Annotated in this window: 15 protein-coding genes; 8 read left to right on the top strand and 7 right to left on the bottom strand. The window is 72.5% G+C overall.

Annotated features, from left to right (window positions below; all coding sequences use genetic code 11):
- Window positions 1–54: 54 nt before the first annotated feature.
- From IO39_RS04900 to IO39_RS04910, 3 genes are all read left to right on the top strand, one after another.
- Window positions 55–546 carry a methylated-DNA--[protein]-cysteine S-methyltransferase gene (locus tag IO39_RS04900; RefSeq protein WP_043616517.1) on the top strand — a complete coding sequence of 164 codons (492 nt, stop codon included), beginning with the start codon at window positions 55–57 and terminating at the stop codon, window positions 544–546.
- A gap of 258 nt (window positions 547–804) precedes the next feature.
- Window positions 805–1,209: a hypothetical protein gene (locus IO39_RS04905; RefSeq protein ID WP_211266885.1), complete on the top strand. Its 405-nt coding sequence runs from the start codon at window positions 805–807 to the stop codon at window positions 1,207–1,209.
- Between the two features lie 11 nt (window positions 1,210–1,220).
- A complete protein-coding gene (locus IO39_RS04910) occupies window positions 1,221–1,844 on the top strand; it encodes an alpha-ketoglutarate-dependent dioxygenase AlkB family protein (protein ID WP_043616831.1) in 624 nt (207 codons plus the stop codon).
- 10 nt (window positions 1,845–1,854) lie between these two features.
- Here IO39_RS04910 and IO39_RS04915 read toward each other — a convergent pair whose 3' ends face one another.
- The 4 genes from IO39_RS04915 to IO39_RS04930 form a co-directional block, all read right to left on the bottom strand.
- Entirely contained in the window at window positions 1,855–2,544 is a 690-nt protein-coding gene (locus IO39_RS04915) for a helix-turn-helix domain-containing protein (protein WP_043616520.1), read from the bottom strand.
- Window positions 2,545–2,661: 117 nt separating this feature from the next.
- Window positions 2,662–3,024, bottom strand: coding sequence for a DUF488 domain-containing protein (locus IO39_RS04920; protein ID WP_043616524.1), 363 nt, complete (start codon window positions 3,022–3,024; stop codon window positions 2,662–2,664).
- A 28-nt stretch (window positions 3,025–3,052) separates the two neighbouring features.
- The gene (locus IO39_RS04925) at window positions 3,053–4,102 is read right to left on the bottom strand and encodes an alpha/beta hydrolase (protein ID WP_043616527.1); all 1,050 of its coding nucleotides are present in this window, start codon (window positions 4,100–4,102) and stop codon (window positions 3,053–3,055) included.
- Between the two features lie 46 nt (window positions 4,103–4,148).
- Window positions 4,149–5,363, bottom strand: coding sequence for an amidohydrolase family protein (locus IO39_RS04930; RefSeq protein ID WP_052422448.1), 1,215 nt, complete (start codon window positions 5,361–5,363; stop codon window positions 4,149–4,151).
- A 100-nt stretch (window positions 5,364–5,463) separates the two neighbouring features.
- Here IO39_RS04930 and IO39_RS04935 point away from each other — a divergent pair, with 100 nt between their 5' ends.
- Window positions 5,464–5,922 carry an SRPBCC family protein gene (locus tag IO39_RS04935; RefSeq protein ID WP_043616529.1) on the top strand — a complete coding sequence of 153 codons (459 nt, stop codon included), beginning with the start codon at window positions 5,464–5,466 and terminating at the stop codon, window positions 5,920–5,922.
- Between the two features lie 30 nt (window positions 5,923–5,952).
- On the opposite strand, the gene IO39_RS04940 is transcribed toward IO39_RS04935, so the two are convergent.
- From IO39_RS04940 to IO39_RS04950, 3 genes are all read right to left on the bottom strand, one after another.
- Window positions 5,953–9,198, bottom strand: a complete 3,246-nt coding sequence (locus IO39_RS04940) for an AfsR/SARP family transcriptional regulator (RefSeq protein ID WP_043616532.1) — start codon at window positions 9,196–9,198, stop codon at window positions 5,953–5,955.
- Between the two features lie 120 nt (window positions 9,199–9,318).
- A complete protein-coding gene (locus IO39_RS04945; RefSeq protein WP_043616535.1) occupies window positions 9,319–9,666 on the bottom strand; it encodes a nucleotide pyrophosphohydrolase in 348 nt (115 codons plus the stop codon).
- A gap of 182 nt (window positions 9,667–9,848) precedes the next feature.
- Window positions 9,849–10,856 carry a LacI family DNA-binding transcriptional regulator gene (locus IO39_RS04950; protein ID WP_043616538.1) on the bottom strand — a complete coding sequence of 336 codons (1,008 nt, stop codon included), beginning with the start codon at window positions 10,854–10,856 and terminating at the stop codon, window positions 9,849–9,851.
- 146 nt (window positions 10,857–11,002) lie between these two features.
- Between IO39_RS04950 and IO39_RS04955 the strand changes: the two genes are divergently transcribed.
- Genes IO39_RS04955 through IO39_RS04970 form a run of 4 tightly spaced genes read left to right on the top strand, consistent with a single transcriptional unit; the run spans window position 11,003 to window position 15,477 of the window.
- Complete coding sequence (locus tag IO39_RS04955; RefSeq protein ID WP_084772260.1) at window positions 11,003–12,286, top strand: extracellular solute-binding protein; 1,284 nt, start codon at window positions 11,003–11,005, stop codon at window positions 12,284–12,286.
- Window positions 12,283–13,242, top strand: coding sequence for a carbohydrate ABC transporter permease (locus tag IO39_RS04960; protein WP_043616542.1), 960 nt, complete (start codon window positions 12,283–12,285; stop codon window positions 13,240–13,242). Before IO39_RS04955 ends, IO39_RS04960 begins: the two co-directional genes overlap by 4 nt.
- Window positions 13,239–14,105 (top strand): carbohydrate ABC transporter permease, encoded by an 867-nt coding sequence (locus IO39_RS04965; RefSeq protein ID WP_043616544.1) that lies wholly within the window; start codon window positions 13,239–13,241, stop codon window positions 14,103–14,105. The genes IO39_RS04960 and IO39_RS04965 overlap by 4 nt, the downstream gene beginning before the upstream one ends.
- Before the next feature lie 4 nt (window positions 14,106–14,109).
- Entirely contained in the window at window positions 14,110–15,477 is a 1,368-nt protein-coding gene (locus IO39_RS04970) for a glycoside hydrolase family 5 protein (RefSeq protein ID WP_043616546.1), read from the top strand.
- The last annotated feature ends 46 nt before the right edge of the window (window positions 15,478–15,523 follow it).

Here is a 15,523-nt window from a genome sequence, read left to right on the forward strand (position 1 = left end):
CCGCGAGGTCCGAAAACCGCTGAAGTGCGGGGGCACGGCGGTGTTGTAGGGAGTATGGACATCTACACGACGATCGACAGCCCGCTGGGCGAGATCCTGCTCGCCGGGGACGGCACGGCGCTGACCCGCGTGTCGTTCGACGTGACCTCGGCGCGGGCGGGGCGGCGGCGCGAGCCGCGCGCGTTCGCCGAGGCGGAGCGGCAGCTCGGCGCGTACTTCGCGGGCGAGCGCACCTCCTTCGGCCTGCCCCTCGCCGCACGCGGCAGCGCGTTCCAGGAGCGGGTGTGGGCGGAGCTGGCGCGGCTGCCGTACGGGACCACGACGAGCTACGGGGCGCTGGCCGCGCGCATCGGCGTGCCGCCGGACCGGGTCCGCGCGGTCGGCGCCGCCATCGGCGCGAACCCGCTGCTCGTCGTCCTGCCCTGCCACCGCGTGGTCGCCGCCGACGGCGCGCTGACGGGATACGCCGGCGGCCTCGAACGCAAGCGCGAGCTGCTCACCCTCGAAGGCGTCCTGCAGCCGGCGCTCTGGAGCGTGATGCCGTGACGGCGGAGCTGATGGGGGTGGCCGAGCTGACGAAGGCGGTCGAGCCGGCCAAGGCGGTCGAGCCGGCCAAGGCGGTCGAGCCGGCCAAGGCGGTCGAGCCGGTGCGGGCGGTCGAGCCGGTGCGGGCGGTCGAGCCGGTGCGGGCGGTCGAGCCGGCCAAGGCGGTCGAGCCGGCCAAGGCGGTCGAGCCGGCCAAGGCGGTCGAGCCGGCCAAGGCGGTCGAGCCGGTGCGGGCGGCGGGCGGTCGAGCTGGCGAAGGTGGTCGAGCTGGTGCGGGCGCGGCGGCCCCGCACGATCGTGATCGGGCACGGCCGGGACGCCGCCCCCGTCGCCGAGGCGTTCGCGCGGGCGTGGCCGGGCATCGTGCTGGACGTCGTGAGCTGGCCCGAGGAGGCGGCCTCCTGGTTGCGGCAGGCCAGGCGGTTCACGGCCGGCGAGCCCGACGCCTGGGTGGTGGCCGGCGCCCCGCGCGGATGGGCGGGGATGAGCGAGCGGCTGCGGCGCAGCACCGGCTGGGACCCGGCCCGTACGTACGGCTTCGCGGCCACCGCGGGCGCGGTCGCCCTGGCCCCGCCGGGGACACTGGAGGGCATGCGCGGCGCCGACCACGACGGGAACACCTGGCGCATCGGCCGTAACGTGATCTTCCGGGAGCCGTCGTGATCCCGCTGCCGATGCGAGAGATCGCGCCGGGCGCGGTGCACGTGCCCGGCTGGCTGACGCTCGACGAGCAGCGCCACCTCGTCCGGGCCTGCCGCGAGTGGGCGCGGGGCCCGGTGCCGATGCGGCACACGGCGCTGCCCGGGGGCGGCGTCATGTCGGTGCGCACGGTCTGCCTGGGCTGGCACTGGCAGCCGTACCGCTACACCCGGCTGGCGCACGACGTGAACGGCCGGCGGGTGGCGGAGCTCCCCGGGTGGCTGGCCGAGCTGGGCCGCCGCGCGCTGGCCGAGGCGTACGGCGGCAGCCCGGCGTACGAGCCCGACACCGCCCTGATCAACTTCTACGACGACCAGGCCCGGATGGGCATGCACCAGGACAAGGACGAGAGGTCCGACGCCCCGGTGGTGTCGCTGAGCATCGGCGACGCCTGCCTGTTCCGCTTCGGCAACACCGAGACGCGCGGGCGGCCGTACACCGACGTGCGCCTCGAATCCGGTGACCTGTTCGTCTTCGGCGGGCCGTCGCGCTTCGCCTACCACGGCGTGCCGAAGGTCTACCCCGGCACCGGCGACCCCGCCACGGGGCTGGCCGCCGGCCGCCTCAACCTCACGCTGCGGGTCACCGGTCTGCGGTGAGCCGCAGCCGTCACTGGTCCACGGTGACGTATCCGAACTCGTCGTCGGAGAGCGTGCGGCGCAGCGTGCGCAGCACCTTGGCCGGGTCGTCGGAGGGCCCCTGCACGTAGAAGGGCCTGCCGTCGCGGCCGAACGTGATCGCCGACTCGCCCTCCCACTTGCCCAGCAGGTCGGCGCCGGGCCCGAAGGCGTCGTCCGGCTCGAACCCGAGCGTGCGGGCGTAGTCGATCGAGCCGAAGACCAGGTGCCTGACCAGCTCGATCGGGACCTCCTGCCAGCCGGTGTACTCGCCGAAGAAGTATTCGCGGAACTGGCTGAGCTGGCGGTGGTCGATCACGTCGGGGCCGATGGCGTTCTTCACGCCCATGCAGTAGACGTCGGCGAGGTAGCCGCAGACGTGCAGCCGGTCCCAGCCGTGCCGCCGGGCGACGAGCACGGACACCATGCCGCCCACGCCGGCGTCGGGGGCCTCGTCCGCCCAGCCGCGCGCCGGGTCGACGCCCAGGCCCTCGCTCCAGCCCACGTTGATCCAGCAGCCGACGACCTCGGCCTCGGCGGGCTCGGCCGTCCCGGCGCCCTCCGCGGCGATGGCGCGGATCAGCGGCGCCACGGCGGACGGGGAGACCTTGAGCGCGCGGGCGATCTCCTTGGGGGACTTGCCCTGCAGGCGCAGCTCGCGTACCTGCTCTTTCAGAGTCATTGCGGCAGCCTAGCGGGGATCGCCGCAGGCGGTGAGCCATCACCAGCGGTCCGGCGGAAGCCCAGAGCCCAGAGCCCGGAACCGGGAACCGGGAACCCGGAGCCCGGAGCCCCCGGGTCAGTGCCGGAGCAGTTCGGCGAGCACCGCGGCCGAGCTGATCTCGGCGTCCTTGGTGGCCGTCAGCAGGGTCACCCCGCCGTTGGCGGCCAGCTCGCGCAGGTGCGCCACCGCCTGCGCCCGCTCGGGGTAGGCCAGCTCCTCCCGGTAGCGGCGGGCGAACTCGGGGAACCGCTCGGGGTCGTGCCGGTACCAGGTGCGCAGCTCGGTGGAGGGGGCGACCTGCTTGCACCACTCGTCGAGGTCGAGCCCGGCCTTGGCGACCCCGCGCGGCCACATGCGATCGACCAGCACCCTGGCGCCGTCCTCCGCCGTCGGCTCCTCGTAGACCCGGCGCACCCGGACCCGGTTCGCGCGTGCCATCGCCGTCCCCCTCCTGTCCTGTTCTCCCCTATCTGCCCAGGTCACCCCCGGTCAGTCGGTGCGCCAGCCAGGACAGGGCCGGCGGATAGCGGTATTCGATGCCTCCGTGGCCGGCGTCGAACAGCTCGAAGTGGATCCGCTCCGCCGGCACGCCCGCCGCCTCCAGGGCCCGGTGGAAGGCGACCGCGCCGAAGTCGAGGAAGTATTCGTCGCGGCTGCCCGCGTCCACCCAGATCGCCCGCATCGAGCGCAGCGCCTCGGCGTGGCGCGGCTCCCCGGCCATGACGACCGGGTCCCTGGCCAGCCAGCGCCGCCACACCTCCGGCACGACGGCGCCCGTGTCGTCGAAGGGCAGGCGCACGGTGCCGTCCTCGTCGGCGGAGTAGGCGGCCGCGTAGGCGTACATCTCCAGCAGCTCCAGGTCGCCCTCCTTGGTGCCGGCCGGCCGGCCGCGGAAGTCGGCGAGGAAGGCGTCGTACGAGCCGCCGTACATGTCGCGGAGCCGGCGCGCCAGCTTGGGGAAGCTCGGCCGCGAGCTGACCTCGAACAGCGCGTCACCGGCGTGCGTGGCCAGCGCGCCGAACACGTCGGGCGCCAGCATGGCGGTCACCATGGCCCCGTAGCCGCCGCTCGACTTGCCGGTGACGGCCCGGTGGTCACGATCGGGCAGGGTGCGGTAGTGCGCGTCCACGTACGGGACGATCTCGTCGCGCAGGTAGGAGTGGTAGCGGCCGGTGGCGGGCGAGTCGAGATACTGGCTGCCGCCGAGCGAGGTCCAGGCGTCCACGTACACGACGATGACGGGCGGCACGTCGCCGCCGGCGAACACCGCGTCGGCCAGCTCCGGGTACGGCTGCCGGAACGGCATCCGGTTGAACCACATGCCGACGTGCCCGGTGTAGCCGAGCAGCACGTACACCGACGGGTAGCGGCGGCCGGGCTCGTCGTCGTATCCGGGCGGCACGTACACCACGAGCGGCCGCCGGTGCGGGTCGCCCAGCGGGTTGCCGCGCAGCAGCGCGCTGTCCACCTCGTGGTGATCGAGCCGGCCGGCCAGCTCGGCGGACCAGGGCAGCATGCGTTCTCCTCCCGATATCCCGAAAAAATGCTCTGGCAGGGCCAGGTCAGCCGACGGACGGCGTCACGGTGTCCACCGCGCCCTGCCCGACCGACCGCCCCGACACCAGCACGAGCGCCAGGTTGCGCAGGTCGGCGAGGCGTGAGAGCGGATCGCCCGCCACCGCGACGAGGTCGGCCCGCTTGCCGGGGTCGAGGCTGCCCGCGACCTCCCCCACCCCGCAGGCGTCGGCGGCCAGCACGGTGGCCATCTCGATGATCTCCGCGTTGCCGTAGCCGACCGTCGCGAACACCTCCAGGCCGCCCACGTAACCGTCGGTGGCGTTGGGGATGCCGCCGACGGCGAACCCGGCGTCGGTGCCCGCGATCTGGCGCACCCCGGCCTCGCGCATGCCGGCGATCCCGGCCAGCCAGTCCTGCAGCATCTTCTCCCCGTACACCTGGCGGATGCGCTCGGTCGCGCCGTGCACGGTGGGGCAGACGTACGTGCCGGACCGCGCGACCAGGTCGGCCAGCTCCGGGTCGAAGCGGTGACCGGAGGCGGTGAGGAACGAGCAGTGCTCGATGGTGGTCACGCCGGCCTCGACGCAGCTGCGGATCGAGGCGTGCGCGTGGGCGTGCGCCGCCACGCCCTTGCCGCGCGCGGCGGCCTCCTCGACGACCACGCGGAGCTGCCCGGTGTCGTACTGCGGCACCCAGCTCGGCGGCGCGGACGGCGTCATCAGGCCGCCGGAGGCCATCACCTTGAGGCAGTCGGCGCCCGCGCGCAGGTTCTCCCTGGCCACGCGGCGGATGGCGGGCTCGTCGTCGGCCTCGCCGCCCATGTACCAGCAGTGGCCGCCGGTGATGGTGATCGGCCTGGTGGCGGCCACGAGGTGGGGGCCGACGGCCAGGCCCTCCTCGATCGCGTCGCGCAGCGCCAGGTCGAGGAAGCCGCGCGCGCCCAGGTCGCGGGCGGTGGTGACGCCGGCGGAGACGAGCTTGCGGGCGTTCTCGGCCATCCGCAGCAGCAGGTGGTGGTCGCTCTCGGGGCTGCGCCGGGTCACCGGATCGACCTTGTCGTCGAAGCCGAGGTGCACGTGCGCGTCGATCATCCCGGGCAGCACCGTGTGCCCCGGCAGGTCGAGGACGTCGTCCGCCGCGCCGGCGCTGCCCCGCGGCCCCACCGAGACGATCTTCCCCTTGTCGATGAGGACCTCGCCGTTCGCGATCACCTCTCCCCGGCGGCCGGTGAGCACCCTGTCCGCGCGAATGATCCGCATGAACTCAGCGTGCCACGCGTCTAAAGGTCACGAGAAGGGGATCGTAAGCCTCGCGCGTCATGGTGGGGACATACGACAGACCGACAGGGAGGAACAGGACATGACCCAGACCGCCGAGTACGACCTGATCCGCATCTTCGACGCCCCTCGCGAGCTGGTGTGGGCCGCCTGGACCGAGCCCGAGCGCTTCTCCCGCTGGTTCGGGCCCGCGACGCTGACCGCGCCGGTGGGCCGGATCAGCCTGGACGTGCGCCCCGGCGGGGTCTGGCGCTCCACGCTGGTGGGCGAGGAGGGGTTCGAGGTGACGCTGGACGGGACGTACCGGGAGGTCGAGGCGCCCGAGCGGCTGGTCTTCACCACCGGCGACCCCGACCACCCCGGCGACGCGCCCGCCTCCGTCGTGACCGTCGGCCTGACCGAGACGGACGGCAAGACCGAGATGCGCTTCCACCAGTACGGCGTCAACACCGACCAGGAGCACGCCGCGCAGGCCAAGGAGGGCTGGAACGAGTTCTTCGACCGCCTGGCCGCCTACGTCAAGTCCCCCTCCCTCATTTGAGGAGCGGATCCTGCGGGCGGGCGCGGCGGGTCAGAGCAGCTTGTCGGCGTCGTCGAGCTTGTGGGCGGCGCCCTGCTCGTACGCCCGCGCGAACGCCTCCTCCCCGAGCGCCTCGCGCGCCCGAGCCGTGGCCCGGTCGATGTCCACCAGCTCCGAGATGCCCACCGTGAGCTGGTTGGCCTCCCTGACCGCCGCCGCCAGCCCGAGCAGCAGGGCCGCCTTCTCGGTGCCGCCCGCGGCGGCCGCGGCCCCGACCACGGCGCTCGACGACGTCCGGGGATCGCCGATCTTCCGGCCGAACGCCAGCGCCTCGGCGTGCAGCTCCATGGCCGCCGCCGGGTCGCCGCGCAGCTCCTTGAGATGGCCCAGCTCGATGAGCGTGTCGGGCAGGTGCAGGGCGGGCTCGCCGTCGGGGTCCCGCGACAGCCCTTCGAGCAGGTGGTTCAGGTGCCGCTCGGCCAGGTCGAGCCGCCCGGCCCGGCGCGCGGCGTAGGCCAGGCCCATCTCGGCCATGGTCGCGCCCTTCATGTACCCCTGGGCGCTGGCCTGCTTCAGCGCCCGCTCGCACAGCTCCGTGGCGCGGACGTACTCGCCGCTCTGCAGCGCCACCCAGCCGAGCCAGGCGGTGTGCGTGGCGACCTCGGCCCACAGCCCCAGGTCCTCGGCCATCCGCAGCCCCTCGCCGAAGAGCCGGTTGGCGCCCTCGGCGTCCTGCCGCATCTCGGCCAGCGACGCCAGCCACTCGGTGGCCCGCAGCAGCCCCCACCGGTCGCCCAGCTCGGTGAACAGCCGGGCGCTCTCCCCCGCGATCCGCTCGATCGCCTCGGTGTCGCGCACGGTGAAGGCGTCCATGGCCTGCCTGCTGAGCGCGGTGGCGATCCCCCATCGGTCGCCGACCTGCCGGAACGTGGCCAGCGCCCGCTCCGTCAGCTCCTGCCCGGTCGGCATGTCCTCGACGTGCAGCCCGAGAAACAGCTCGGCCCTGGCCCGCTGCCCCGGGTCGGGCACCGCCTCCAGCGCGGCCTTCCAGTCCACCCGCTCGCCGAGCATGACCGCGTACCCGGCCTCCCACGCCGCCGCCCTGGCCCGCTCGGGGTCGTCGTCGCCGGCCGGGCGGGGGACGGACAGCGCCGTCGCCAGCGCCCGCCGGCCCTCGGCCAGCCGGCCGCGCAGGAACCAGTACCAGGCCAGGGCGTTCACCAGGCGGGCCGCGCCGCCGGCGTCCCCCTGGGCCGCCGCGGTGTCGAGCGCCGCCCGCATGTTGGCGGCCTCGGCGTCCAGGCGCAGCAGCCAGTCGCGCTGCTCGGGGCCGTACAGCTCGGGCTCGGCCCGCACGGCGAGCTCCAGGTAGTGGCGCAGGTGCGCCCGCCGCACGCGGTCGAGCTCGCCCGCGTCGGCCATCCTGGCCAGGCAGTACTCCGACACCGACTCCAGCAGCCGGTACCTGACCCCGGCCGGGGCGTCCACGACCACCACCAGCGAACGATCGACGAGCCTGGCCAGCACGTCCAGCACATCCAGCGCGTCCAGCGCGGCCGGCCCTGGGGCGGGATCACCATCGCCGGAGGACGAGCCGGCGGCGCAGACGGCCTCCGCCGCCTCCAGCGTGCAGCCGTCGGCGTGCACCGCCAGGCGGCGCAGGACCACCCGCTCCTCCTGCGACAGCAGGTCCCAGCTCCAGTCGATCACCGCGGTGAGCGTCTGCTGGCGGGCGGGCGCGCCGCGCTGGCCGGAGGCCAGCAGCCGGAACCGGTCGTCCAGCCGGGCCACCACGCCCTGCACGCCGAGCGCCCGCACGCGGGTGGCGGCCAGCTCCAGCGCCAGCGGGATGCCGTCGAGCCGCCGGCAGAGCTGCGCGACGGCCTGCGCGTTGCCCGCCTCCAGCCGGAACCCGCGGGCCGAGGCGGCGGCCCTGGCCACGAAGAGGCGCACGGCGTCGGAACGTGCCATCGCGGCCAGGTCGGCGCTGGTGGGCACGTCGAGCGGCGGCACGTTCCACAACACCTCGCCCGCCACCGCCAGCGGCTCCCGGCTCGTGGCCAGGATCCGCAGGTCGGGGCAGGCCCGCAGGAGCAGCTCGGCCAGCTCGGCGACCTGCTCGACCAGGTGCTCGCAGTTGTCCAGCACGAGCAGCATGCGCCTGGGCCTGAGCACGGCCGCCAGCCGCGCCGCCAGAGCCGCCTCGCCCGGCCCCGCCGCCAGAGCCGCCTCGCCCGGCCCCGCCGCGTCCCCGGCGGGAAGCGCGGGCGTGGCCTCCTCCCTGATGTCCAGGGCCGCCATCACCGCCTCGGCCGGCGAGCGGGACGCCTGGTCGAGGGCGACCAGCCAGGTGCCGTCCGCGAAGTCGGCCAGCAGCCGGTTCGCCACCTCCAGCGCCAGCCGGGTCTTGCCGACCCCGCCGCTGCCGGTGAGCGTCACCAGCCGCTCCTCCCCGACCAGCCCGCACACCTCGGCCAGGGCCTCGTCCCTGCCGATCAGCTTGCTGACGGAGGCGGGCAGGTTGGTCGTGGGCCGCTCGGCGGGCACGCTCAGCGCCGGGTCCTGCCCGAGTATCGCCTGGTGCAGCGCGACCAGCTCGGGCCCGGGGTCGAGGCCGAGCTCCTCGGCCAGCCGCTCGCGCAGCTCGCCGAAACTGGCCAGCGCCTCGCTCTGCCGTCCCGCCCGGTAGAGGGCGCGCATGTGCACGGCGCGCAGCCGCTCGCGCAGCGGATGCCGCCCCACCAGGTCGCCCAGCTCGCCCACGAGCAGCGCGTGCTCGCCCAGCTCCAGCCGGGCCTCGGCGTGCTGCTCCAGCGCCGACAGCCGCTGCTCCTCCAGCCGGTGCACGGCCGACCTCGTGTACTCCTCGTCCACGAAGTCCGCGTACGCCGGCCCCCGCCACAGCGCCAGCGCCTCCCCCAGCAGCCCCGCCTTCGTCCTGGGGCTGTCGGCCGCCTCGGCCCTGGTCAGCAGCTCCGCGAAGCGGATGGCGTCCACCGCCCCGGCGTCGGCGCGCAGCAGGTAGCCGGGGGCCCGGGACACCACCAGGTTCTTGCCGCCCGGCTCGGCGTCCTCGAACGCCTTGCGCAGCTGGGAGACGCGCACCTGCAGCGCCCCCGCCGGGTTGGCCGGAGGCTCCTCACCCCACAGGTCGTCGACCAGCCGGTCCACCGAGACCGGGTGTCCCTCGTGGACGAGCAGGTCCACCAGCAGCGCCCGGACCTTCAGCCCAGGGATCGTCACGGGCTCCCCGGCGTCCGTCCAGACGGCCAGCGGCCCCAGCACCCCAAATCGCATGCTCGTCACCCTATTCGTGCGGACGAGGTCACGAGAAGCGGCGCAACAGCCCGCACCGCCTGCCCCGCTGCCCTCCTCCACCCTCAGGCCGCGGGTCCCTCCGGCACCTGCCGGGGGCGCCTATCTCGGGGCCTTCCTCGCAGACCCCCGATACAGCTCCGCGTCGTAACGGCGCTCGTTGTCGTCGAGCTTGTCCCGCGCGGCCTCCACCAGATCGACCCCCAGGACGTCCGCCAGCCGCACGAGGTAGAGGGCCACGTCGCCCAGCTCGGTGCGCATCCTGGCCAGCGTCTCCGGGTCGGGGCTGCCCGACTCCTCGGCCGTCAGCCACTGGAACTCCGCCACCAGCTCCCCGACCTCGCCCGCCAGCGCCATCGCCAGGTTCTTCGGCGTGTGGAAGCGCTCCCACTCCCTGACCCGCGCGAACTCGCGCAGCCGCGCGGCAAGCTGCTCCAACTCCGTCGTCACACCGCAGGACCCTACCGAGTCCAGTCGTCACACCGCGGGACGCTGCCCGGCCGTCACACCGCGGGACGCCGCCGGGGAGGCGGGTAGGTTGCTGAAGGTGAATGCGTCGAACTGTTCCTGCTGGACCGGAGGTTGATGGAGATCGCGCAGACCGTTCCCCCGGAACCGCCGGCGCACGATCATCAGAGAGGCGCCGTGCTGTCGCGGACGATCAGTTCCGTGGCCAGCTCCACCCGCTTCGTCTCCGGAACCTCGCCGTGCCCCATGGCCAGCACCGTCCGGGTCGCCAGGGCCGCCATCTCCTGCAGCGGCTGGCGTACGGTCGTCAGGGGCGGCCAGGCCGACTTGGCCAGGGGCAGGTCGTCGAAGCCCACGACGCTCAGGTCCTCGGGGACCCGCAGCCCGCGCTGCCGGGCGGCCTCGAAGACGCCGAAGGCCATCAGGTCGCTGCCCGCGAAGATGGCGGTGGGCGGTTCGGGGAGGGAGAGCAGGGCGTGGCCCTGGTCGTGGCCGGACTCGACGAGGAACGTGCCGCGTTTGATGAGTTCGGGCACCACGGGCAGGCCGGCCGTCTCCAGGGCGGCGCGGTAGCCGTCGATGCGGGCCTGGCTGCACAGCATGTCGGCGGGGCCGCTGATCATGCCGATCCGGCGGTGCCCGAGTTCGAGCAGGTGGCGGGTGGCGGCGAGGCCGCCGTTCCAGTTGGTGGCGCCGACGGAGACGACGCCCGGCGCGGGCTCGCCCTCGGGGTCGACCACGGCGAACGGCAGCGAGCGGGCGCTGAGCTGGGCCTGGATGCCCGTGGAGAGCCGGGAGGCGACTATCACGACGCCGTCCGTGCGCCGGGCGGCCAGGCGTTCCAGCCAGTCGCGGCCGGGACCGGCGTGGGTGTGCAGGACCGAGATGACGACGCTGGCGCCGGCCTCGTGGGCCGCGCTCTCCGCCCCTCGGACGATCTCCATGGCCCAGGGTGACTCGATCTCGGCGAAGACCAGGTCCACCAGGCCGGCCGGGGTGTCGTCCTGGCTGATGCGCCGCTGGTAGCCGTGCTCCTGCAGCAGCCGTTCGACCCTGTGGCGGGTCGCCGGAGCGACCTCCGGGCGCCCGTTGATGACCTTCGAGACCGTCGGTATGGAGACCCCGGCCTCCTCCGCGATCAGTGCGATCGTCACCCGCCTCTTCGCTGACACAAATCGGGAGTGTATCCGAAAGTTTCGGTTTGGGATCGCTCCCGGCCGAGGTGTTGACGCTTTACTTCGTGTTTACCTACGATCGCGCCAAAGAAATTATCGGGGGTTTCACGAAACTTTCGTCCATGGTTGAGGAAAGGACCCCTATGAAACGCAGTCTGGTGTTGGTCGCCGCGGCTGTGCTCCTGGCCGGATGCGGCGGTGGCGGAGGCGGGGAGGCCCCTCAGCAGAGCGCCGGCGGCTCCCCCGGCAAGGTCACGCTGGAGTGGTGGCACCTGTCGACCGCCGAGCCGCTCAAGACGCTCTGGGCCCAGCGCGCCAAGGAGTTCGAGGCCAAGAACCCGAACGTCACGATCAAGGCCACTGTCCTGGAGAACGAGGCGTACAAGGCCAAGCTCACCACGATCACCCAGTCGGGCAACGCGCCCGACGTCTTCGCCTCCTGGGGCGGCGGCGTGCTCAAGCAGCAGATCGACGCGGGGCTGGTCAAGGACATCTCCGCCGACGTCGCCGACGTGCTGCCGACCTTCACTCCGGCGGCGCTGAGCGCGTACCAGCTGGACGGTAAGACGTACGGGCTGCCGACCGACATCGGGCTGGTGGGTTTCTGGTACAACAAGAAACTTTTCCAGCAGGCGGGCATCACCGAGCCCCCGGCCACCTGGTCGGCGTTCCTCGAAGACGTCAAGAAGCTCAAGGCGGCGGGCATCACGCCGATCGCCCTGGCGGGCAAGGAGAAGTGGCCCGGCCACTACTACTGGGCCTACCTCGCCCTGCGCATCGCCGGCCTGGACGCGCTCAAGCAGGCGGCCGTCGACCACGACTTCACCAAGCCCGACTTCATCGCCGCCGGGCAGCAGGTCAAGGCGCTGGCCGACCTGCAGCCGTTCCAGAAGGGCTTCCTCGGCGCGGCCTACTCCACCCCCGACGGCCAGTCCGCCACGGTCAGCAACGGCAAGGCGGCCATGGAGCTGATGGGCCAGTGGGCGCCGAGCGTGCAGCAGGACTCGGGCAAGGGCCTCGGCGACGACCTCGGCTTCTTCCCGTTCCCCGCGGTCGAGGGCGGCAAGGGCTCGATCGGTGACGCGTTCGGCGGTGGCGGCGGCCTGGCCGTCGGCGCGGACGCCCCCAAGGAGGCCGTGGACTTCGTGAAGTTCATGACCGAGATGGGCAACCACTCCAAGGCCGTCGAGGCCGGCGGCGTGCTGCCGGTGCTCAAGGGCGAGGAGAGCGCGGTCAAGGACCCCAACCTCAAGCAGGTGGCCACGCTGCTGGCCGGCGCCACCGGCTACCAGCTCTACCTGGACCAGGCCTACCCGCCCGCGGTCGGCCAGCAGGTCAACGACAGCGTGGCCGAGCTGATCGCCGGCACGAAGACGCCGGAAGAGGTCGGCGCCGACATCACCGAAGTGGCCAAGAGCGAAGGATGACGACTCTCACGAAAGGGCCGGAGGCGCCACCGCTTCCGGCCCCCGCCCCTGCCGCCAGGCGCCGCGGGCTCGCGCTCACCATCGCGCTGTTCCTGCTGCCCGCGCTGGTCCTGTTCCTCCTGCTGGTCGTGGCCCCCATGCTGGTGGCCCTGTACGCGAGCGTGTTCCGGTGGAACGGCTTCGGCGGCCTGCCCACCGACTTCATCGGCCTGGACAACTTCACCCGGCTGTTCTCCAGCGAGATCTTCGCCCAGGACCTGCGGCACCTGCTGGTCCTGGTGGTGCTGTCGATCTGCGTGCAGCTGCCGTTCTCGCTGGCCATCGCCATGCTGCTGAACCAGCGCATCCGCGGCCGGGCGCTGTATCGGGTGCTGTTCTTCGCGCCGTACGTGTTGTCCGAGGTCATCACCGGCGTGCTGTTCTCGCTGATCCTCTCGCCCGAGTCCGGCATGGCCAACCGGCTCCTGTCGGTGTTCGGATGGGAGTCGGAGTGGCTGGCCGACCCCGACACCGTGATGCCGTCGCTCTTCCTGGTCATGACCTGGAAGTACTTCGGCTTCCACATGATGATCTATCTCGCCGGGCGGCAGAACATCCCGAACGAGCTCATCGAGGCCGCCCAGATCGACGGCGCCACGGGCTGGAAGACGTTCAGGCACGTCACGCTGCCGCTGCTCGGCCCGACGATCCGGATCAGCGTCTTCCTGTCGGTCATCTACACCATCCAGCTCTTCGACCTGGTCTGGATCCTCACCGGCGGCGGCCCGTCGCACGCCTCGGAGACGATGGCCGTCACCATGATGGACTGGGGCTTCAAACGCTCCCAGGTCGGCTACGCCAGCGCGATCAGCGTCGTCATGTTCGGGCTCAGCCTCGTCTTCGCCCTCGTCTACCAGCGTTTCGTGATGCGCCGCGATCTCCAGGGCGCGATGACGTCCCAAGGGGGCCGGCCATGACCCACTCCACCGCCACCGCGAAGCACGGCGGGAAGCCCGTGAAGCGGCGGCGCCACACGCTGCCCCTGCACGTGATCGCGATCGTCGTGGGCGTGTTCATGGTCATCCCGGTCGTCTACGCGCTGCTCGGCGGCTTCAAGTCCAACAGCGAGCTGTCGGAGAACCCGTTCGGCCTGCCCGCGACGTGGGTCACCGCCAACTACACCGACGTGCTGGGCTCGGGCTCGTTCTGGCGGCAGTTGTGGAACAGCACGTTCATCGCCGTCGTCACGACCGTGGTGACGGTCGCGCTGTCGGCGCTGGCGGCGTTCGTCTTCGCCAGGTTCGCCTTCCGCGGCAGGGAGCTGTACTTCACGTTGTTCACCGCCGGGCTGATGTTCCCGTTCGCGGTGGCGATCCTGCCCATCTTCGTGCTGCTGCGCACGCTGGGGCTGCTGGACAGCCCGCTCGGCGTGATCCTCACGCAGGCCGCCTTCGGCCTGCCGCTGACGATCATCATCCTGCGCGGCTTCTTCCGCAGCATCCCCGGCGAGATCGAGGAGGCGGCCACGATCGACGGGTGCACGCCGTTCGGGTTCTTCTGGCGCATCCTGCTGCCCATGGCCAGGCCCGCCATCGCCACCGTCTCGGTGCTGGCCATCGTGGGGAGCTGGAACAACTTCATGCTGCCGCTGGTGGTCTTCAGCGAGGAGACGAGCTGGACACTGCCGCTGGGCATCCAGCAGTTCCAGGGCCAGTACGCCTCCGACACCGCCCGCATCCTGGCCTATCTCATCCTGGCCATGGTGCCCGCCCTCGGGTTCTACGCCCTGGCCGAACGTCATCTGGTCGGCGGGCTCACCGCCGGCGCCACGAAGGGGTGAGCCCATGCTGCGTGTGTCCGGCACCCGTCTCGTCGCGGACGACGGCAGCCCGATACGCCTGCGGGGGGTGGGTCTCGGGGGCTGGATGAACATGGAGAACTTCATCACCGGCCACCCGGCCGACGAGTCCTCCATGCGCTCCGCCGTCCGCTCGGTGCTGGGCGAGGAGCGGGCGGAGCTGTACTTCGACCGGCTGCTCACCTCGTTCTTCACCGAGCGGGACGCGGCGCTGCTGGCCGGGCTGGGCATGAACTGCGTGCGCATCCCGGTCAACTACCGCCACTGGGAGTCCGACGACCGGCCGATGGAGATCGACCCGAGCGGCTTCCGCCACCTGGACCGGGTGGTCGACCTGCTGGGCCGGCACGGCATCTACAGCGTGATCGACCTGCACGCGCTGCCCGGCGCCCAGAACCAGCACTGGCACTCCGACAACCCCACCCACGTGGCCGCGTTCTGGCAGCACCGGCACTTCCAGGACCGGGCGGTGCACCTGTGGGAGGTCATCGCCGACCACTACCGCGACCATCCCTGGGTGGCCGGCTACAACCCGGTCAACGAGCCGGGTGACGTGTCGGGCAAGGTGATCGGCCCGTTCTACGACCGGCTGGTAAAGGCGATCAGGGCCGCCGACCCGCGGCACGTCCTGTTCCTGGACGGCAACACGTACGCCACCGATTTCTCGATATTTCGGGAGGTGTATGAGAACACCGTCTTCGTCCTGCACGACTACGCGCTCGCCGGATTCGCGCACGGCGGCCCCTACCCCGGCTACACCCGGGGCGAGTGGTGCGACCGCGGCGAGCTGGAGCGCACGTTCGCCAGGCGCTCCCGCTTCCAGCGGGAGACTGGCACGCCGCTGTGGGTGGGCGAGTTCGGGCCCGTCTACACCGGCGACCCGGCGGTGGACGAGCAGCGCTACCGGCTGCTGCGCGACCAGCTCGCGATCTACGACGCGCACGGCGCGGGCTGGTCGCTGTGGACGTACAAGGACGTGGGGCTGCAGGGGCTGGTGCACGTCTCGGAGCCGTACCTGGAGCGGTTCGGCGGGTTCATCGCCAAGAAGCGGCGGCTCGGCGTGGACCGCTGGGGCTCGACGATGGAGGAGTCGTCGGAGGCGCTGGCCCCGCTGCACGCGCTGATCGAGACGGAGGCCCCCGAGTGGGACCCCTATCCGTGGGGAGCGCGCTACCAGACCGACGACCTGATCCGGCACATCCTGCTGGCGCAGGCGCTGCTGCCCGAGTACGCCGGGCTGTTCCGCGGGCTGGGTGACGACGAACTGCTGGCCCTGGCCGACTCGTTCCTGCTGGACCGGTGCGTACGCCGGCAGCCCCTGCTCGACCTCCTGGCCGGCAATCTCAAGGATTGACCCGCTCTCCACCCGCGCCTGGGCTGATTGATCGCGAAATGTCGTA

The sequence above is a fragment of the Nonomuraea candida genome (assembly GCF_000725485.1).
Lineage (GTDB): Bacteria > Actinomycetota > Actinomycetes > Streptosporangiales > Streptosporangiaceae > Nonomuraea > Nonomuraea candida.

Coding starts and splice junctions, on each gene's coding strand:
- IO39_RS04900 (WP_043616517.1), top strand. CDS start 55: ATGGACATCTACACGACGATCGACAGCCCGCTGGGCGAGATCCTGCTC.
- IO39_RS04910 (WP_043616831.1), top strand. CDS start 1,221: ATGCGAGAGATCGCGCCGGGCGCGGTGCACGTGCCCGGCTGGCTGACG.
- IO39_RS04915 (WP_043616520.1), bottom strand. CDS start 2,544: ATGACTCTGAAAGAGCAGGTACGCGAGCTGCGCCTGCAGGGCAAGTCC.
- IO39_RS04920 (WP_043616524.1), bottom strand. CDS start 3,024: ATGGCACGCGCGAACCGGGTCCGGGTGCGCCGGGTCTACGAGGAGCCG.
- IO39_RS04925 (WP_043616527.1), bottom strand. CDS start 4,102: ATGCTGCCCTGGTCCGCCGAGCTGGCCGGCCGGCTCGATCACCACGAG.
- IO39_RS04930 (WP_052422448.1), bottom strand. CDS start 5,363: ATGCGGATCATTCGCGCGGACAGGGTGCTCACCGGCCGCCGGGGAGAG.
- IO39_RS04935 (WP_043616529.1), top strand. CDS start 5,464: ATGACCCAGACCGCCGAGTACGACCTGATCCGCATCTTCGACGCCCCT.
- IO39_RS04940 (WP_043616532.1), bottom strand. CDS start 9,198: ATGCGATTTGGGGTGCTGGGGCCGCTGGCCGTCTGGACGGACGCCGGG.
- IO39_RS04955 (WP_084772260.1), top strand. CDS start 11,003: ATGAAACGCAGTCTGGTGTTGGTCGCCGCGGCTGTGCTCCTGGCCGGA.
- IO39_RS04960 (WP_043616542.1), top strand. CDS start 12,283: ATGACGACTCTCACGAAAGGGCCGGAGGCGCCACCGCTTCCGGCCCCC.
- IO39_RS04965 (WP_043616544.1), top strand. CDS start 13,239: ATGACCCACTCCACCGCCACCGCGAAGCACGGCGGGAAGCCCGTGAAG.
- IO39_RS04970 (WP_043616546.1), top strand. CDS start 14,110: ATGCTGCGTGTGTCCGGCACCCGTCTCGTCGCGGACGACGGCAGCCCG.